This window comes from Catellatospora vulcania (assembly GCF_009720385.1).
Taxonomy (GTDB): Bacteria; Actinomycetota; Actinomycetes; order Mycobacteriales; family Micromonosporaceae; genus Catellatospora; species Catellatospora vulcania.
Genome location: NZ_ML769310.1, coordinates 85,305 through 100,404, shown reverse-complemented (window position 1 = coordinate 100,404; position 15,100 = coordinate 85,305). Strand labels below are relative to the sequence as shown.

Below are 15,100 nucleotides of genomic sequence, written 5' to 3'. Positions count from 1 at the left end.
GCGCGCTACCGGATGCGGCGGTTCGACGCCGTCCGCCTGATGCGCTTCGTCCGGCCGTGGCGCGCCAGCAGATCCAGTACCTCGGGCGCCCTGGAGACCTCGGACAGGTTCCGCTGCAACCAGTCGGTCCAGCTCGCCATCACCGCGGCGTCGAGGCCGGGCACGTCGCCGTGCGCTTCCAGGATCGCGTGTTCCGCGGCCCGGCGGGACGCGTATGCCCGCCCTGACTCGTCGCGTGCCAACGCCACCCACTCGCCTCGGGACTTCCGATCGACACCGAGCATCTGCACGACCACGGCCATCACCAGGACCGGGTCCGGGTCGGCAGCGACGGTGGCCATCAGCTGCCCGTGGCACTCCCGCCGGCTCATCGCCTGCTCGTACACCGGCCAGCGCTCGTGCTCGTCGTGCGGATCCTCCGGCACGGGAACACCCGCGCAGCTCGCGAGCACCGTCAGCGCACCGGCGAACGCATCCCCACCCGACATGACACGGCCTCCTTGTGCAGTCTCAGCCCAGGTAGGGGTTCGGCCGGTGATCGAGGTGGTGGCGCAGGCGCAGGCGGGTCGACTCGTGGATCGGCATGGCGTCGAACTCGGCCGGGTCGGCATAGCGCAGGTCCGTGGACTCGTCGCTGAGGGCCAGGTCGCCGCCGACGGCACGGGCGCGGAACACGAGGCTGAACTGCTGGCGGACCTCGCCGTCGCCGTACGCGATGACGTGCCCGGGGTCGGTGTAGACGCCGACCAGGCCGGTGATCTCGATGTCGAGGCCGGTCTCCTCGCGGACCTCGCGCACCACGCACTGTTCGAGGGTCTCGCCGACCTCCATGGTGCCACCGGGCAGCGACCAGTTGCCCGAGTCGGCCCGCCGCTGCAGCAGCACCCGGCCCTGCCCGTCGACGATTACCGCGACCCCACCGGGCACGATGCGGGTGGCCGCAGGCGCGGCAGGGTCGTGGTGATAGTCCCGCCGGATGCTCACGCCGTCTTCGTACCAGGCAGCGCGCCGGTCGCGCAGTACCGGCGCAGGATCTCCATCGCGAGTTCCACCGGCAGGTAGGCCTCGGGCGGGTAAACGTGCACCCGCGTGTCGGCGAAGGCCACCCAGAACGTCTGCAGCCCGTCCATCGTCACCACCGACTGCCGCCGGAGGTCGTCCGGATCGGTCACCAGCACGCTGCGCTCCTCGCCGAGACGGATCCGCACCGTCATACCGGACTCGGGTGTGAAGTCGGCGTGTCTGGGCAGCGTGACCGTGCTCAGGTGCAGCCGCAACACCTCGGCGTGCAGCTGCGCCGAGGTATGCACCACCCGGCGTTTGGTGCCGCTGTCCCACGTCAGGAGCCCGCCGCCGTCCCGGTCCACCGGGGCCGCCCGCCGCGACACCGCCCGGTCGACGTGCGGTGCCGTCGGCGGCGCACGCATGATCTTCGCCCGCTGTGCCATGCGATCCGCTTGCTCCGGACCGACCGTGGACCGCGGCGCGGGCGTCCAGGCGGACGCCACAGCCGATCGCGGCGGCGCATCGCGTTCGAGCCGGCGGATGACGCGCCAGAAGACCAGCGCAAACGCCGCCGTCCAGAGCACCAGCGTGATCGCCCGTGGCCCGCCACCACTCGGCCAGACCGGGAACAGCGCGCGAATGACCAGGATGCCCAGGCCGTAACCGATGGGCACTGACACCACCAGGCCGAACGGCCAGACCTGCCGCCAAAGGTGGAGCCTTCTGTCAGCAGCGGACTTGAACTCCGGCTCGGCAGCGGCCGGCTTGCGGCCCAACCTGACCAGGACCCAACACCATCCCACGAGGCTCGCGCCCACGACCACGTGCCGTGCCACGGACAGCCAGGTCACGTCGTACCACGTCCGAGGTGCGACCGCCGCGAGCACCGTCAGCAGCAGGATCGCCAGCAGCAGCCAGAAGGAGCGACTGGTCCGCAGCTCCCCGACGACGGTCCTGACCATCGGCGCCGCCCCGCCCGGCGGCGGGCTGGCACTTTCCTGGCCCTCGCTTTCGGCAGCCTGGCCTGACGTTTTCGGCGCTGCCGATCGGTCTGCGGAAGCGGCCTGCACCCGGAGCAGAACCGCCAGGAACGCACCCAGAAGAGCACCGCGCGCAACGTTGCCGTCCTTGGGCACCAGCCAATAGAAGACCGCGATGAACAGCAGAGACGTCACCACCGGCGCAGTCAACCGAACAGCATGCCCGTACCGTGTCCACCACCGACTCGCCATCGTCCGCCCCCGCGTCTTGCCGATCATCGGCCGAACGAACCATAACGGAGCCCCGCCAGCCGGTGAGGTCGGCGCAGGCCCGGTCAGTGAGCCAAGCCGGCGAAAACCACCGCGAGCGTGCGGGTCTGGAGCCGCTCGTCCCAGCCGCCGGACACCGCGCCCTGGCACACGGCGCTGAGCAGCGCCATCACCTCGGGCAGGCGTACGTCGGGGCGGACCGTGCCGGCCTCCTGCGCGGCGTGCAGCAGCCCGTCCACGGAGCGCTCCAGCATGCCCACCGCGTCGGGGATGCTCAGCTCCGTACCCGCCTGGGCGAGCAGGTCGAGCACGGTCTTCTGGCGGGCGGCCTGGGCGACCAGGGCGGTGAAGAAGTCGAACAGGGCCGCTCCGGGCGGACTGTCACGCCGCAGCGTCTCCACCTCGGACACCAGCCGCGCCAGCAGGTTCTTCATGATCTCGCGGAGCAGGTCGCCTTTGGTCGGGAAGTGCCGGAAGACGGTGCCGATGGCGACCCCGGCCCGGTTGGCGACCTCCTCGGTCGACGCGGCCGGTCCGCGCTCGGAGAACACCTGCTCGGCGGCCTCCAGGATGCGGTTGCGGTTGCGCAGCGCGTCCGCGCGCAGCGGCTTGTCCTCGGCCGGCAACGGCCCTCCCCTTGAAAAGTGAGTCACCACTCATTATCGTGCGAAGTCGAGTCGCCGCTCATCTTAGCTGGAGGTGTCCCATGTCCACGCCCCGCGAAGCGTTCGCCCGGCTGCGGCAGCAGTGGTTCCTGTCCGACCAGCCCACCCTCGACCCGGACCTGTTCACCGAGGACCTCGTGGTGGAGATGCCGTTCGCCGCGCCCGGCCACCCGAACCGCATCGAGGGCCGGGCCGCGTTCGTCGCGTTCGCCCAGGCCGGGCGGGCCGCGCTGCCGGTGCGGTTCGACCGGTGCCTGGTCACCGCCGCCCACGAGACCGCCGACCCGGACGTCATCGTCGTCGAGTACGAACTCGGCGGCACCGTCACCACCACCGGCGCGAAGGCGTCGGCACCGTTCATCGGCGTGCTGCACACCCGGGACGGCCGTATCTGCGGGTGGCGGGAATACCAGCACACCGTTGCGATCGCCGCCGCCCTCGCGGGGGCCTGACCGTCCGCCCCGCCCACAGCTCAGGACCGCGATCCGCTCGCGTCCGACCTGATCGGCCTTTCGCACGCCCGGACACTCCGGGCGGGGAGTTCACCGGTGATGAAGTAGCGGTCGAGAACGTCGATCGCGGCCTCGACACTGATGGCCGACTCCGGCGGGAACACCGCCATGCCGTCGTCCGTGCGCGTGACCGGCGCGACGGCCAGGCCGCCCGGCGTCATCGTCACGACGAGCGGGTCGCCACCGACTGACATGATCGTCACCAGGCTGTCCTCGCCGCCCAGGGCGACGCTGACCCGCGCGCCGACCGCCGGCACGAAGTCGACGATCCGCAGGCTGTGCACCGAGCTGAGGTGCAGGTGCAGCAGTTGTCTGCGCAGTCGCGCGGAGGTGCGGACCGCACACTGCCTGCCACCTGCGTGCCACACCAACATCGCGCCGAACCGGGGCGACGGGACGTGGCGTGATCCGTCCGATGGGCGCGGGGCGGCGCCCGTCGGCCTCGCGGGTGCGGTCTGCGTGGCAGGAGCCGGCGGACGAACCGGCGGCCCGGACCGTTTCAGGGCCAGCACAGCCCCGCCCACAGTCAGCACGGCCAGCGCCAGCTCCAGCAGATCCGTCCAGAACCAACCCCAGTCGGCGGGAACGAGCCGGTGCACGATGAAAACGCTCACGATGAACATCGGGAGTGCCGACGCCAGCAGGACGTATCGCCAGTACGGCCGCCGCAGGCGGAAATCCGGCCGGACCGCGCCTGCCCGCCGCTGCGGATCGCCGGACCGAGCCGCCGTCCACTCCGCCCACACCCGCAGGTAGGTACACGCGGCACCGAGAAGCCCGCAGCCCGCCAGCTTGAGGACCGTCTTCGCCACGATCCAGTCCTCTGGCACGTACAGCTCGATACCGCGCAATCCGATGCAGAAGATCCCGGCGACCGGCACAACGGCGACGATCCACCACAACCGAACCATGCAGCGACGCCCCCGTCATGAAGATGATCACGCAGACAGTAGCGGTGATGGGCCAGGCGGTGGGGGTCAGAGCAGTTTCTGCTTCTTCAGGTAGCTGACCAGTTCGTCGTACGCGCCGCCCTCGTTGGCGAACATCGCCACGTTGCGGGCGGTGGTGAACCACGGACCGGTGGACGGGCGCACCTCGCGCAGCGCGGCCTCGAAGTCGCGCTGCTCGATCATCCGCAGGTCGCCGCTGGTGATGGAGTCGTGCATGGCGTACTCGGTGGCGGTCTCGCACAGGTGCGCCAGGTCCGCGCCGGAGAACTGCTCCGTCGAGGCGGCGAGCTTCTTCAGGTCGATGCCCGCGATGGGCCGCTGCCGCAGGTGGTACTCGATGATCGAGCGCCGGGCGGCGGCGTCCGGCGGCGCGACCAGCACGGTGCGGTCCAGCCGGCCGGGGCGGCGCAGCGCCGGGTCGACGTCCCACGGGGCGTTGGTCGCGGCGAGCACGAACACTCCCTCGTTGGCGCCCTCCATGCCGTCGAGTTCGGCCAGCAGCTGGTTGCCCAGCGTGCGCATCGCCGAGGACTTCATCTGGCTGCGCTTGTGCCCGAGCGCGTCGACCTCGTCGAGGAAGATCACGCACGGGGCGTTGCGGCGGGCCGTCTCGAAGATCTCGTGCAGGTTGCGCTCGGACTCGCCGATCCACATGTTCAGCACGTCGACCAGCGAGATCGTGGTGAACTTCGCGCCCATCTCCCCGGCGACCGCGCGGGCCAGGAACGTCTTGCCGCAGCCGGGCGGGCCGTAGAGCAGCAGGCCGCCGCGTAGGCTCTTGCCGTACAGCTCGCGCAGCTTCTGGTTCTTCATCGGCGCGAGGAACGCCAGCTCCAGGCGCTTCTTCACGTCGGCCATGCCGCCGACGTCGGCCAGGCGCACGTCGCTGCTCTCGACGTCGAAGACCCGGTCCCCCTCGCCCTTCACGGCCTCGGGCTCGTCGTCGGCGGGCGCGAAGCGCAGCGGCACCGAGTCGGCGAACTGCGCCTCCATCGCCAGCCAGTCCAGATCGGCACGCGGGGCGGCCGGCGGCGCGCCCTGGGGCTGCACGTCCTCGGACCGCACGGCCTCGGGCTGGGCGGCGGCGGGCGCCGGTCCGCCGAGCGCGCGGGCCATCAGCGCCTGCGCCTGCTCGTGCTGAGGCTGCTGGGCCAGCACCGCCGCGAGCTGGCCGATCGCCTCCGCGGGCCGGTCCGCGGATACCAGCAGCTCGGCTACGTGCAGCCGCAGCGGCAGGTCGTCGGGACGGGCAGCTACGGCCGCGAGCAGACTTTCGATCAGCGAGGAGCTCATGGCGTGCCATTATGCTGTGCCGACCCGAACCGGCAACGCCCCTGCCTGAGGACCCCCATGAACGACGACCTGTTCCAGCCGACCATCGGCGCCCGCCCGGTGGTCACCGAGCGCCCGTGGCGGCCCTCCTCTCTCGTCTACCCGGCGTTCTTCGGCGGCCCGCTGGCCGTGACGATGCTCGGGGTGCTCAACGCGCGCCGCCTGTCGCTGGGCCGCAACCAGCAGCTGATCCTGGCCGGGGCGGGCCTGGCCGCCATCCTCGCCCGGCTGGCGGTGACCGGCCTGCTCGGCGGGCAGGTCGGGGCCCGGACCCTGGGCACCCTGTTCGGGCTCGCCGTCTGGGGACTGATCGCCGCGACCCAGAAGAAGGCGTTCCGGGCGTACCAGTACGGCGACGGCGAACCGGCGAGCCTGTTCGGCCCCGGTCTGGCGGCCGTCATCGGCTGCGGACTCCTCGAGAACCTCCTGATCGCCGTGGTGGTGGACTGATGACCGAGAACGCCCACGCGCCCGCGCTGATGCGCGCGCACGCGCTGCTGTCGGCCGACCGGCCCGAGGAGGCGCTGCGCGAGCTCGCGGCGCTGCCTGCCTCCGAAGCCGTGTCGGCGATCGTGTTCGAGTTGCGCGCGGCCGCGCTGCTGCAGCTCGAACGCTGGTCCGAGGCGTCCGAGGCGGCCCGGTCCGGCCTCGCCGCGGGCGGCCCCGACCCGGACCTGCTGTGCCAGCTGGGCCTGGCCGAATACCGGCTGGGCCGGCACGAGACCGCCGAGCGGGCGCTGCTCGACGGGCTCGCGCTCGCGCCGGAGGACGTCAGCCTGCTGTGCGTGTACACCCGGCTGTGCCTGGAGCACGGCCAGCTCGACAAGGCCCGCCGGCTCGTCGACCTGGCCGCGGCCCAGGACCCGGACTCCCCGACGGTGTACTCGACCCGGGTGCAGCTGGCCCACGCGAGCGGCGACGACGTGCTCGCCCAGCGGATCAGCCGCGCGTTCGTCGCCGCGCACCCCGAGAACGCGCAGGCGCACGCCCTGCTCGGCGGGACCAGCGCGGCCCGCGGGCAGGTCCGCTCGGCATACTCGGGGCTGCGTCAGGCGGTCGCGAACGACCCGGGCGACCGCGACTACGCGCAGGCCGCGTACGAGGCGCGGATCGCGATGCACCCGCTGCTGGTGCCGCTGCGCCCGTTCGCCCGATTCGGGCCGGTCAAGACGTGGATCGCGGCGATCGTGGTCATCTACGGCCTGCGCAGCCTCGGGCTGTCCACGCTGGCGACGGTGGCCGCGGTGGCCTGGTTCGCGCTGTGCGTGTACTCGTGGGTCGTGCCGCCGCTGCTGCGCAAGTGGATGATGCGCCGCTGGCGCTGACCCGTCACCGTCCCGGTGGCAGCCTGCCCGTGGTGAAGTAGCGGCAGGCCGCGTCGAACGCCGTCGCCACCGGCAGCTCCGGCGCCGGCGGCGTCTCCTGCCCGGCGGCCCCACCCTGCAGGGGCACGGTGTGCGGGCCTGCCGGGTCGGCGGCGACGGCTCGGGGCGTGCCGCCGTCGCCGGGGGCCACCGCCAGCAGGCTGTGTGTGCCGCCGAGCAGCAGGCTGACCCGGTCGCCGTTGGCGAGCACCAGATCGGCTACCTCGGGTGCGCCCGCGAGTGCGCGATGCACGAGGTCCAGCCGGGTCCGCAGCTCCTCCGCCGTCCCCACGACGAGGGTGTTGCCGCCCTGGCCCCACACCAGGCGGCCGTGGCCGCTCGCGGGCACCCGGATGCGGCGACCGGCCTCGGACGAGTACACGAAGTCGGCGCCGCGGTGTTCGCGCCGCTTGCGGAGCAGCTCCCGCGTGGTGGACACGGCGATCACCGGCAGGCCGACGGCCAGCACCAGCCGGAACCACATCGACCAGCCGCCCCGCTCGACCGCCTCCGGCACCCGCAGAATGCTGTAGACGCCCAGCACCAGCGCCACCCAGGGCATGCCGCCGGCAACCGCCCGCGGCCGCCGTACGGCGAAGCTCCTTTTGGCACCCATCCGCACGCTCCCCGTCGTCAGCCGCCGAAGGTAACGCCCGCCCGCCACGGTCGCGGCCCGACCGGACCCCACCCGGCAGGCGGCCGTGGCATGATCTGCGGCCATGCGCCTTCTCGACGACGAGGCCCTGCAGCGGTCCTCGGTGGTGGCGAACAACGCGATGAACCGCGAGCGCGGGCTCGACGGCGTCAACAGCTACGCCCGTGACCTCGGCTTCCATCCACTGGACCGGCTCCGGCCGCAGCTGGTGGAGCACGGCTCGGCGGCGTGGCTGGACCTGTGCTGCGGCCAGGGCCGGGCGCTGGCCCAGGCGGCCCGGCAGGCGCCGGACGGCCTGGCCCTGGTCGGCGTCGACCTGGTCGACCACTTCGACCCGCAGGCGGCCGGGGTGGACGGGCTCACCCTGGTCACCGGCTCGGTCTCGCAGTGGCAGCCCGGCCGGACGTTCGACCTGATCACCTGCGTGCACGGGCTGCACTACGTCGGCGACAAGCTCGGCGTGCTGGCCCGCGCGCTGACCTGGCTGTCCCCCGGCGGCATGTTCGCCGCGCACCTGGACGTGGCGAGCATCCGGCTGGCCGACGGCACCCCGGCGACGCGGCTGGTACGCCGCCTGCTGCGCGACGCCGGGGTCGACTACGACGCCCGCCGCCGCATCGTCACCCGCACCGGCCCGGCCGTGCTGGACCTGCCGCTGGAATACGCCGGGGCCGACGACCGGGCCGGCCCGAACTACACCGGCCAGCCCGCCGTCGACTCCTACTACCGCCCGCTGCGCACCGGCACCCGCCCCGACCCGGTGCCGCCGCCGCGCCGCGCGGTGGCCGTCGACGACCGGGGTGTGCGCGTCGAGCATGACGGCTCGGTCTTCGACGTCGCATGGCACGACGTCCACCGCGCCTCGGTCTCCCGGCTCGTCGTCGAGGTCGCCGGCATCGACCATCTCGAACTGACCGTCGACCTCGTGTACGGCCACCACCTGACCATCCCCGACAGCGACGACGGGTTCGCCGCGGCCGTCGCCGAGTTCGCCCGCCGGTCCGGCCGCGCCGAGCCCGACCTGGCGCACCTGCGGGCCGGGCTGGACGACATCGAGCTGTGGCAGCAGGACGCCTGACCCTGCCCGGTCCACCGGCCCGTGATTGGCCGTCCCGCCGGTGGCGTCGGCCGGGTTAGGGTGCCGGTATGCGGATCAGGATCATCGACGCGTTCACCGACCGGCCGTTCGGCGGCAACCCGGCCGGGGTCGTCGTGCTGGCCACGGACACGTTCCCGGACGAGGCATGGATGCAGCGCGTGGCCGCCGAGATGAACCTCGCCGAGACCGCGTTCGCGCACCCGCGCGGCGGGCAGGACTGGGCGCTGCGCTGGTTCACGCCGCTGTGCGAGGTGAACCTGTGCGGCCACGCCACCCTGGCCATGGCCCACGCGCTGGTCGACGATCAGTTGATCGGCGACCGGGTCGCGTTCGACAGCCGCAGCGGCATCCTGACCGCCGCCCTCGCCGCCGACGGGGCCATCACCCTGGACTTCCCGGTCTCGCCGCTGACTCCTGCCGAGCCGGTCGGGGTCGCCGAGGCGCTGGGCGCGCCGGTGCTCGCCGCGTACGAGACCGGACCGGCGCTCGGCGACCTGCTCGTCGAGGTCGCCGACGAGCAGACGGTCCGCGGCCTGCGCCCGGACCTGGGCCTGGTCGCGGCACTGGCCACCCGCGGGGTGATCGTCACGGCGGCCGCCGCCGACCCGGCGTCGGGGTACGACTTCGTGTCGCGGTTCTTCGGCCCGGCCGTCGGCGTCCCCGAGGACCCGGTGACCGGCAGCGCGCACACCGCGCTCGCGCCGCTGTGGGCGGCGCGGCTGGGCCGCGACGAGCTGGTCGGGCTGCAGGCGTCGGCCCGGTCCGGGCTGGTCCGCACGGCCCTGCGCGGCGACCGCGTCGAGCTGACCGGCCGCGCCGTCACCGTCCTGGACGGCACCCTGCACGCCTGATCGGGAGTCGGCGACGCAATGCGCGTCAGTCCCCCTGCTTTGCCGCGCGCACGCGGGCCTTCTCGCGCACCTTCTCCGGCAGCGCGTCGGCGGCCAGCAGGCTCGGCAGCAGGTCGGGCTCCAGGGTCAGGGCGCGGAACGTCAGCGCCACCGTCACGTCGTGGTCCGGGCGGTGCAGGACGGTGACCGGGTCGCCTTGCTTGACCCGGCCGGGCACGACCACGCGCAGGTACGCCCCCGGCAGGGCGCGCTGCGTGAACGTCTTGATCCAGCCCCGCTCGCGCATCTGGTCGGCGAACGTGCGGCACGGGATGCGCGGCAGCGACACCTCCAGCACCGCCTCGTCGCCGACCTGCCAGCGCTCGCCGATGCGGGCCCCGTTCACGTCGATGCCGGACGTGGTCAGGTTCTCGCCGAACATGCCGCCGGGGATGTCGCGCCCCAGCTCCGCCGCCCAGCCGTCGAGATCCTCCCGGGCGTACGCGTACACCGCCTGGTCGTCGCCGCCGTGATGGCGCCGGTCGCAGATCTCGTCGCCGACCACGCCGCTGCCGAGCCCGCCCTGCTTCGGCCCCGGTGCGCGCAGCTCGACCGATCCGGTCACCGGATGCTTGTCGATCGCGGTGACGCCGGTGTCGGCGGCGTCGCTGTGCCGGGCCTTGCCCAGGTTGACGGAGAGTACGGTGCCCATCGGGCCAGCCTAGTGGGCCCTGTCCGGACGGGCTGCGAGTATCGTCCCCGCCATGATCCGCCCCGCTGTGCCGGCCGACGTCCCGGTGCTCATCGACCTGATCCGCGAGCTCGCCGAGTACGAGAAGGCCCCGCAGGAGGCCAAGGCGACGCCGGCACAGCTGCACGAGGCCCTGTTCGGCCCGCACCCGGCCGCGTACGCGCACCTGGCCGTCGACGACGAGTCCGGCGAGCCGGTCGGCATGGCGATGTGGTTCCTGAACTTCTCGACCTGGCACGGCGTGCACGGCATCTACCTGGAAGACCTGTACGTGCGTCCGGCGGCGCGCGGCCAGGGCCACGGCAAGGCCCTGCTGCGCGAACTGGCCCGCATCTGCCGCGAACGCGGCTACACCCGCCTGCAGTGGTGGGTCCTGAACTGGAACACGAGCGCGATCGACTTCTACCGCTCGATCGGCGCGAAGCCGATGGACGACTGGACCGTCTACCGCGTCTCCGACGAAGCCCTGACCGCCCTGGCCCGGTAACGCCCGCGGCTGACGCCGTTCCCGCTTGCAGTTTCGGGGAAAGCGCACGAATCAGCGACGTGATTTCTGCACTTTCCCCGAAACTGCGGGCCGCTTGCGCGGGAGTCGGGCTCTGCGGTTGAACAGGGGGTTTGACTGACGGCGGTTGATGCCGAAGGCTGGCTTCCATGCTTGACCCGGGGTTGACGCTCGGCGGCCGGTACACGCTGCAGACTCTGATCGCCCGCGGTGGCATGGGTGAGGTGTGGAGCGCCGACGACACGGTGCTGGCCCGCCGGGTCGCGGTGAAGGTGCTGCTGCCGAACCTGGCCGCCGATCCCGGCTTCGCCGCCCGGTTCCGGGCTGAGGCGCAGGCGATGGCGGCGCTCAGCGACCCGGGCATCGTCGAGATCTACGACTACGGCCAGGCCGACGGCATCGCGTACCTGGTGATGCAGTTCGTCGAGGGCGAGTCGCTGCTGTCGCTGGTGCGCCGGGTCGGGCCGCTGGAGCCCGCCCGCGCGATGCGGCTGCTGGCGCAGGCCGCCGACGCCATTCACGCAGCGCACCTGCAGGGCATCGTGCACCGTGACGTGAAGCCCGCGAACCTGCTGCTGCGTCCGGACGGGCGGCTGGCGCTGACCGACTTCGGCATCGCCCGGATCGTCGCCGCCGACCGGCTCACCGCCGCGGGCGAGATCTTCGGCACCGCGTCGTATCTGGCCCCGGAGCAGGTGACCGGCTCCGACATCGGTCCCGCGACCGACGTGTACGCCCTGGGTGTCGTCGCCTACGAGATGCTGACCCAGCGCCGGCCGTTCGCCGGGGACACCCCGTTCGCGGTGGCGATCCAGCACGTGAACGAGCCGCCGCCGGAGCTGCCGCCGAGTGTTCCCGAGCCCGTCCGGGCGCTGGTCATGCGGGCGATGGCCAAGGACCCGGCCGACCGGTGGCCCAGCGCGGCCGCGCTGTCCCAGGCCGCCTCGGCGGCGATGCGAGAGGTCGCGGGCCAGGCCGCAGCCGGTGTGCCGGCGACGCCGAACGCTGCGCTGCCACGGGCGGCGACCGAGACCGGGCCGGCCGTGGCCGTAGCCGCGCGACGGCGGCCTGTGCTGGTCGGCGCGGCGGGAGTGCTGGCGCTGGTGGCGCTCGTCGCCTTCGTGCTGTCCCGGGGCGGCACCCCGCCCACCGACGCGCAGGGCCCGGACGCGTCCCTGCCGGTGGCCGCTTCGGGTGCCACCCTCGCGGGCTCTCCGGCCCAGGCGACGGGCTCCGCGGCGGGCACGACACCGACGCACACGCTGTCACCGCCCGCCAGGCCCGGCGAGAACGGGCCCTCAGACGCCCCCGCGAACTCGACCGCTCCCGGCCCCGCCGACCCGGCGAGCCCCGCCGCCTCACCGAGCCCGCAGTCCACGACCCGGACCGTGCCGGGCATGTTCGGCTGGCGGGAGGTCGAGGTGACAGAGGCGATGCAGCGCCTCGGCCTGGTCGCCCACATCGAGTACCGGTCGACGCCCGACAAGTGCCACGTCCTTGAGCAGACCCCGGCAGGCGGCTCCGTCGTCGCAGCCGGATCGACCGTCGAGGTCGTCATCGCCACCGCCACCGGCGTCTGCAAAGTCGTCTGATCCGCTCAGCCCCGCCCCGTCCCCGTCGGGCTGACGCCGCGGCGAGCCGAGATCCGTACCGCCACGGCGCCGATCAGCAATGCCGCGGCGGCGACGTGCAGGACGCGTACGCCGGTGGCTGCCGCCAGCTCTGCACCCGGCAGCGACGGCACCACCGCCAGACCCGCCAGCGCCGTGACGGCTGCGGCCGTCCAGAAGATCCGTGGCCGGGGCTCGAGCAGGCCCGAACCGACGCCGATACCGTCATCGTCCTCGCTGTCGGCCAGGGCGGTGGCGCGATCACGGCCGGTGCGGGCCGCGAGGGTGACGACGACGGCCGCCCCGATCACGGTGCTGGCCAGGTCGGAAACCGTCCACCAGGGGACCTCGCTGATGTCTGCCCAACGGACGCCGAAGACGACGTGAATCCAGCCGTCGGTGTGGGTGAGCCGGTCCCAGGCGACGTGGCTGGCCGCGCCGAGCAGGCATGATGCGGCGGTGATCCACCAGTGGCGCCGGTGGTCGGCGAGCGCGGCGTACGACCGCCAGGCGAAACGCCGGCTGTCCGGCAGGTGGACAGCGACCGTGCCGACCGAGCGCCGGACGATCCAGGTGAATGCCAGTGCCGTCGGCAGGCACCACCACAGCAGCGCCGACCACGCGTGCGTGTCGGCGAACAGCCGCCCGTCCGCGTCCAGCACCAGGTAGGCGACGTCCGGTGCGACCGTGCCGGACGCCAGCGCCACACCGTCGAACCAGCGTGGCCGCCACAGCTTCAACGGCAGCACCGCCGCCAGGTGCGAGGGAAACGTCAGCGGCATCGCGGGAGCATAGCCGCAGGATCCGGACGTGTGGTGGCCGCTGGAACCACCCCGACCCGGCCAGATCCGAATGTGCACGCCGGGCGGGTTGGGCGGCGGGTGACGGGGTATGCGGGCGTCATGACCAAAGACGTGGTGGCGCCGCCGGGCGGGGTGATGACCGACGAGGTCGGCACGATCACCGGTGAGCTGACCCTCGAGCCGAAGGTCGGCCCCGACGGCACGGTGCGCCTGCGGGCGCAGTACAAGGGCGCCGAGGAGTGGTACACCGTCAGCGGCGCGCAGATCAAGGTCCCCGACCCCGGCAACGGCGACGCCGTCGACCGCGCCGCCCAGGACCTCCTGTCCCGCTTCATCCCCTGACCCACCGGCCCGCGGCTTCGCGACTCTGACGGAGTTGCGCCCTCGACAGGTCCTGAAGGCCGCGACTCTTTAAGAGTTGCGCCAAACGGGGGCCGGGTGGGGCGAGATAGTGTGGCGATCATGCGTTATCGGGCACTGGGAAAGTCGGGGCTGGTCGTTTCGGCGGTCGGGCTGGGGTGCAACAACTTCGGATGGCGGCTTGATCTGGACGGCACGCGTGCCGTGGTCGACGCCGCCATCGACGCGGGGATCACGTTCTTCGACACCGCGGACATCTACGGCCGGGCGACGGCGATCGGGGCGTCGGAGTCGATGCTGGGCGAGGTCCTCAAGGGACGCCGCGACCAGGTCGTGCTGGCCACCAAGTTCGGCCACCAGGGCGCGGACATGGGCTACGGCCCGGCCGCGGGCGCAAAAGGCGGGCGGGCGTACATCCGCCGGGCGGTCGAGGAGTCGCTGCGGCGGCTGGACACCGATCACATCGACCTGTACCAGCTGCACACGCCGGACCCGGTGACGCCGCTTGCGGAGACCCTGGCCGCGCTGCACGAGCTGGTCGTCGAGGGCAAGGTGCGCTACGTCGGCAGCTCGCAGTTCGCGGGCTGGCAGATCGCCGACGCCGCACGGCTGGCCGAGTCGATGGGCGTGACGCCGTTCGTCAGCGCGCAGAACCACTGGTCGATGCTGGAGCGCGGCAGCGAGATCGAGGTCGTGCCCGCGGCACGGCACTTCGGGCTGGGCGTGCTGCCGTTCTTCCCGCTGGCGAACGGCCTGCTGACCGGCAAGGTCCGCAAGGGTCAGGACGCGCCTTCGGACAGCCGGCTGGCCAAGGACCAGGCCGGGTTCATCACCGACGAGCGGCTGAACACCGTCGAGGCGCTCGCGGAGTGGGCCCAGGCCAACGGCCACGAGCTGGGCAAGGTCGCGATCGGCTGGCTGGCGGCGCAACCGGGCTGCGGGTCGGTCATCGCCGGCGCGACCAGCCCGGCCCAGGTCGCCGCGAACGCGGCCGCCGCCGACTGGGAGCCGACCACGGCGGAGCTGGCCGAACTGGACAAGCTCGCGCCGCTGCCCACGCTGTGACACCAGGTGGAGAGGAAACGGTCGTGACCGGAGTCGAGGTCGTCGAGGTCCCCGAGAGCAGCCGCTACGAAGCCCGCCAGGGCGGCCGCCTGCTGGGTGTGCTGACGTACCACCGCAAGCCGGGGTCGATCGTGTTCGACCACACCGGCGTCGAACCGGAGGCGCGCGGGCGCGGCATCGGCGCGATGCTGTGCGCGGCGGCGCTGGCCGGGGCCGCCGAGGACGACGTGCACGTGGTGCCGTCGTGCTCGTTCGTGCGCCGCTGGGTGCAGGACCACCCGGAATACCTGCCGCTGATCGAGCGGGCGTAAATCACTGGCAGCTCGGTGGGGCCGGCCGTTAGG

The 15,100-nt window shown here is 72.8% G+C and carries 19 protein-coding genes; 10 read left to right on the top strand and 9 right to left on the bottom strand.

Annotated elements, in window-relative coordinates:
* Positions 1 to 5: 5 nt before the first annotated feature.
* The 4 genes from F6W97_RS18180 to F6W97_RS18165 form a co-directional block, all read right to left on the bottom strand.
* Positions 6 to 488, bottom strand: coding sequence for a hypothetical protein (locus F6W97_RS18180; protein ID WP_155371550.1), 483 nt, complete (start codon positions 486 to 488; stop codon positions 6 to 8).
* A 22-nt stretch (positions 489 to 510) separates the two neighbouring features.
* Complete coding sequence (locus F6W97_RS18175; RefSeq protein ID WP_155371549.1) at positions 511 to 984, bottom strand: NUDIX domain-containing protein; 474 nt, start codon at positions 982 to 984, stop codon at positions 511 to 513.
* Positions 981 to 2,195 (bottom strand): hypothetical protein, encoded by a 1,215-nt coding sequence (locus tag F6W97_RS18170; protein ID WP_155371548.1) that lies wholly within the window; start codon positions 2,193 to 2,195, stop codon positions 981 to 983. The genes F6W97_RS18175 and F6W97_RS18170 overlap by 4 nt, the downstream gene beginning before the upstream one ends.
* 125 nt (positions 2,196 to 2,320) lie before the next feature.
* The gene (locus tag F6W97_RS18165) at positions 2,321 to 2,881 is read right to left on the bottom strand and encodes a TetR/AcrR family transcriptional regulator (RefSeq protein ID WP_230686781.1); all 561 of its coding nucleotides are present in this window, start codon (positions 2,879 to 2,881) and stop codon (positions 2,321 to 2,323) included.
* 80 nt (positions 2,882 to 2,961) lie between these two features.
* Here F6W97_RS18165 and F6W97_RS18160 point away from each other — a divergent pair, with 80 nt between their 5' ends.
* Entirely contained in the window at positions 2,962 to 3,372 is a 411-nt protein-coding gene (locus F6W97_RS18160) for a nuclear transport factor 2 family protein (RefSeq protein WP_155371547.1), read from the top strand.
* A 20-nt stretch (positions 3,373 to 3,392) separates the two neighbouring features.
* Here F6W97_RS18160 and F6W97_RS18155 read toward each other — a convergent pair whose 3' ends face one another.
* Together F6W97_RS18155 and F6W97_RS18150 are read right to left on the bottom strand one after the other, a co-directional pair.
* A complete protein-coding gene (locus F6W97_RS18155; protein WP_155371546.1) occupies positions 3,393 to 4,334 on the bottom strand; it encodes a hypothetical protein in 942 nt (313 codons plus the stop codon).
* A gap of 75 nt (positions 4,335 to 4,409) precedes the next feature.
* Positions 4,410 to 5,675, bottom strand: a complete 1,266-nt coding sequence (locus F6W97_RS18150; RefSeq protein ID WP_155371545.1) for an AAA family ATPase — start codon at positions 5,673 to 5,675, stop codon at positions 4,410 to 4,412.
* A 57-nt stretch (positions 5,676 to 5,732) separates the two neighbouring features.
* On the opposite strand from F6W97_RS18150, the gene F6W97_RS18145 reads away from it, so the two are divergent.
* Together F6W97_RS18145 and F6W97_RS18140 are read left to right on the top strand one after the other, a co-directional pair.
* Complete coding sequence (locus F6W97_RS18145) at positions 5,733 to 6,164, top strand: hypothetical protein (RefSeq protein WP_155371544.1); 432 nt, start codon at positions 5,733 to 5,735, stop codon at positions 6,162 to 6,164.
* The gene (locus F6W97_RS18140) at positions 6,164 to 7,039 is read left to right on the top strand and encodes a tetratricopeptide repeat protein (RefSeq protein ID WP_155371543.1); all 876 of its coding nucleotides are present in this window, start codon (positions 6,164 to 6,166) and stop codon (positions 7,037 to 7,039) included. The genes F6W97_RS18145 and F6W97_RS18140 overlap by 1 nt, the downstream gene beginning before the upstream one ends.
* Before the next feature lie 4 nt (positions 7,040 to 7,043).
* Here the strand turns inward: F6W97_RS18140 and F6W97_RS18135 are convergent, their stop codons facing one another.
* Positions 7,044 to 7,694, bottom strand: coding sequence for an Imm1 family immunity protein (locus F6W97_RS18135; RefSeq protein WP_155371542.1), 651 nt, complete (start codon positions 7,692 to 7,694; stop codon positions 7,044 to 7,046).
* Positions 7,695 to 7,797: 103 nt separating this feature from the next.
* On the opposite strand from F6W97_RS18135, the gene F6W97_RS18130 reads away from it, so the two are divergent.
* A complete protein-coding gene (locus tag F6W97_RS18130; RefSeq protein WP_155371541.1) occupies positions 7,798 to 8,811 on the top strand; it encodes a class I SAM-dependent methyltransferase in 1,014 nt (337 codons plus the stop codon).
* Positions 8,812 to 8,879: 68 nt separating this feature from the next.
* The gene (locus F6W97_RS18125; RefSeq protein WP_155371540.1) at positions 8,880 to 9,683 is read left to right on the top strand and encodes a PhzF family phenazine biosynthesis protein; all 804 of its coding nucleotides are present in this window, start codon (positions 8,880 to 8,882) and stop codon (positions 9,681 to 9,683) included.
* 25 nt (positions 9,684 to 9,708) lie between these two features.
* On the opposite strand, the gene F6W97_RS18120 is transcribed toward F6W97_RS18125, so the two are convergent.
* The gene (locus F6W97_RS18120) at positions 9,709 to 10,374 is read right to left on the bottom strand and encodes an MOSC domain-containing protein (protein WP_155371539.1); all 666 of its coding nucleotides are present in this window, start codon (positions 10,372 to 10,374) and stop codon (positions 9,709 to 9,711) included.
* Positions 10,375 to 10,426: 52 nt separating this feature from the next.
* Between F6W97_RS18120 and F6W97_RS18115 the strand changes: the two genes are divergently transcribed.
* Together F6W97_RS18115 and F6W97_RS18110 are read left to right on the top strand one after the other, a co-directional pair.
* Positions 10,427 to 10,900, top strand: a complete 474-nt coding sequence (locus F6W97_RS18115; protein WP_155371538.1) for a GNAT family N-acetyltransferase — start codon at positions 10,427 to 10,429, stop codon at positions 10,898 to 10,900.
* 167 nt (positions 10,901 to 11,067) lie between these two features.
* Positions 11,068 to 12,510: a protein kinase domain-containing protein gene (locus F6W97_RS18110; RefSeq protein ID WP_155371537.1), complete on the top strand. Its 1,443-nt coding sequence runs from the start codon at positions 11,068 to 11,070 to the stop codon at positions 12,508 to 12,510.
* Positions 12,511 to 12,515: 5 nt separating this feature from the next.
* On the opposite strand, the gene F6W97_RS18105 is transcribed toward F6W97_RS18110, so the two are convergent.
* Positions 12,516 to 13,310, bottom strand: coding sequence for a DUF4184 family protein (locus tag F6W97_RS18105; RefSeq protein ID WP_155371536.1), 795 nt, complete (start codon positions 13,308 to 13,310; stop codon positions 12,516 to 12,518).
* Between the two features lie 120 nt (positions 13,311 to 13,430).
* Here F6W97_RS18105 and F6W97_RS18100 point away from each other — a divergent pair, with 120 nt between their 5' ends.
* The 3 genes from F6W97_RS18100 to F6W97_RS40155 all read left to right on the top strand — a co-directional run bounded on the left by F6W97_RS18100 (position 13,431) and on the right by F6W97_RS40155 (position 15,067).
* Positions 13,431 to 13,673, top strand: coding sequence for a hypothetical protein (locus F6W97_RS18100; RefSeq protein ID WP_230686780.1), 243 nt, complete (start codon positions 13,431 to 13,433; stop codon positions 13,671 to 13,673).
* Between the two features lie 120 nt (positions 13,674 to 13,793).
* Complete coding sequence (locus tag F6W97_RS18095) at positions 13,794 to 14,756, top strand: aldo/keto reductase (protein ID WP_155371534.1); 963 nt, start codon at positions 13,794 to 13,796, stop codon at positions 14,754 to 14,756.
* A 23-nt stretch (positions 14,757 to 14,779) separates the two neighbouring features.
* Positions 14,780 to 15,067, top strand: a complete 288-nt coding sequence (locus F6W97_RS40155; protein WP_196279209.1) for a GNAT family N-acetyltransferase — start codon at positions 14,780 to 14,782, stop codon at positions 15,065 to 15,067.
* The last annotated feature ends 33 nt before the right edge of the window (positions 15,068 to 15,100 follow it).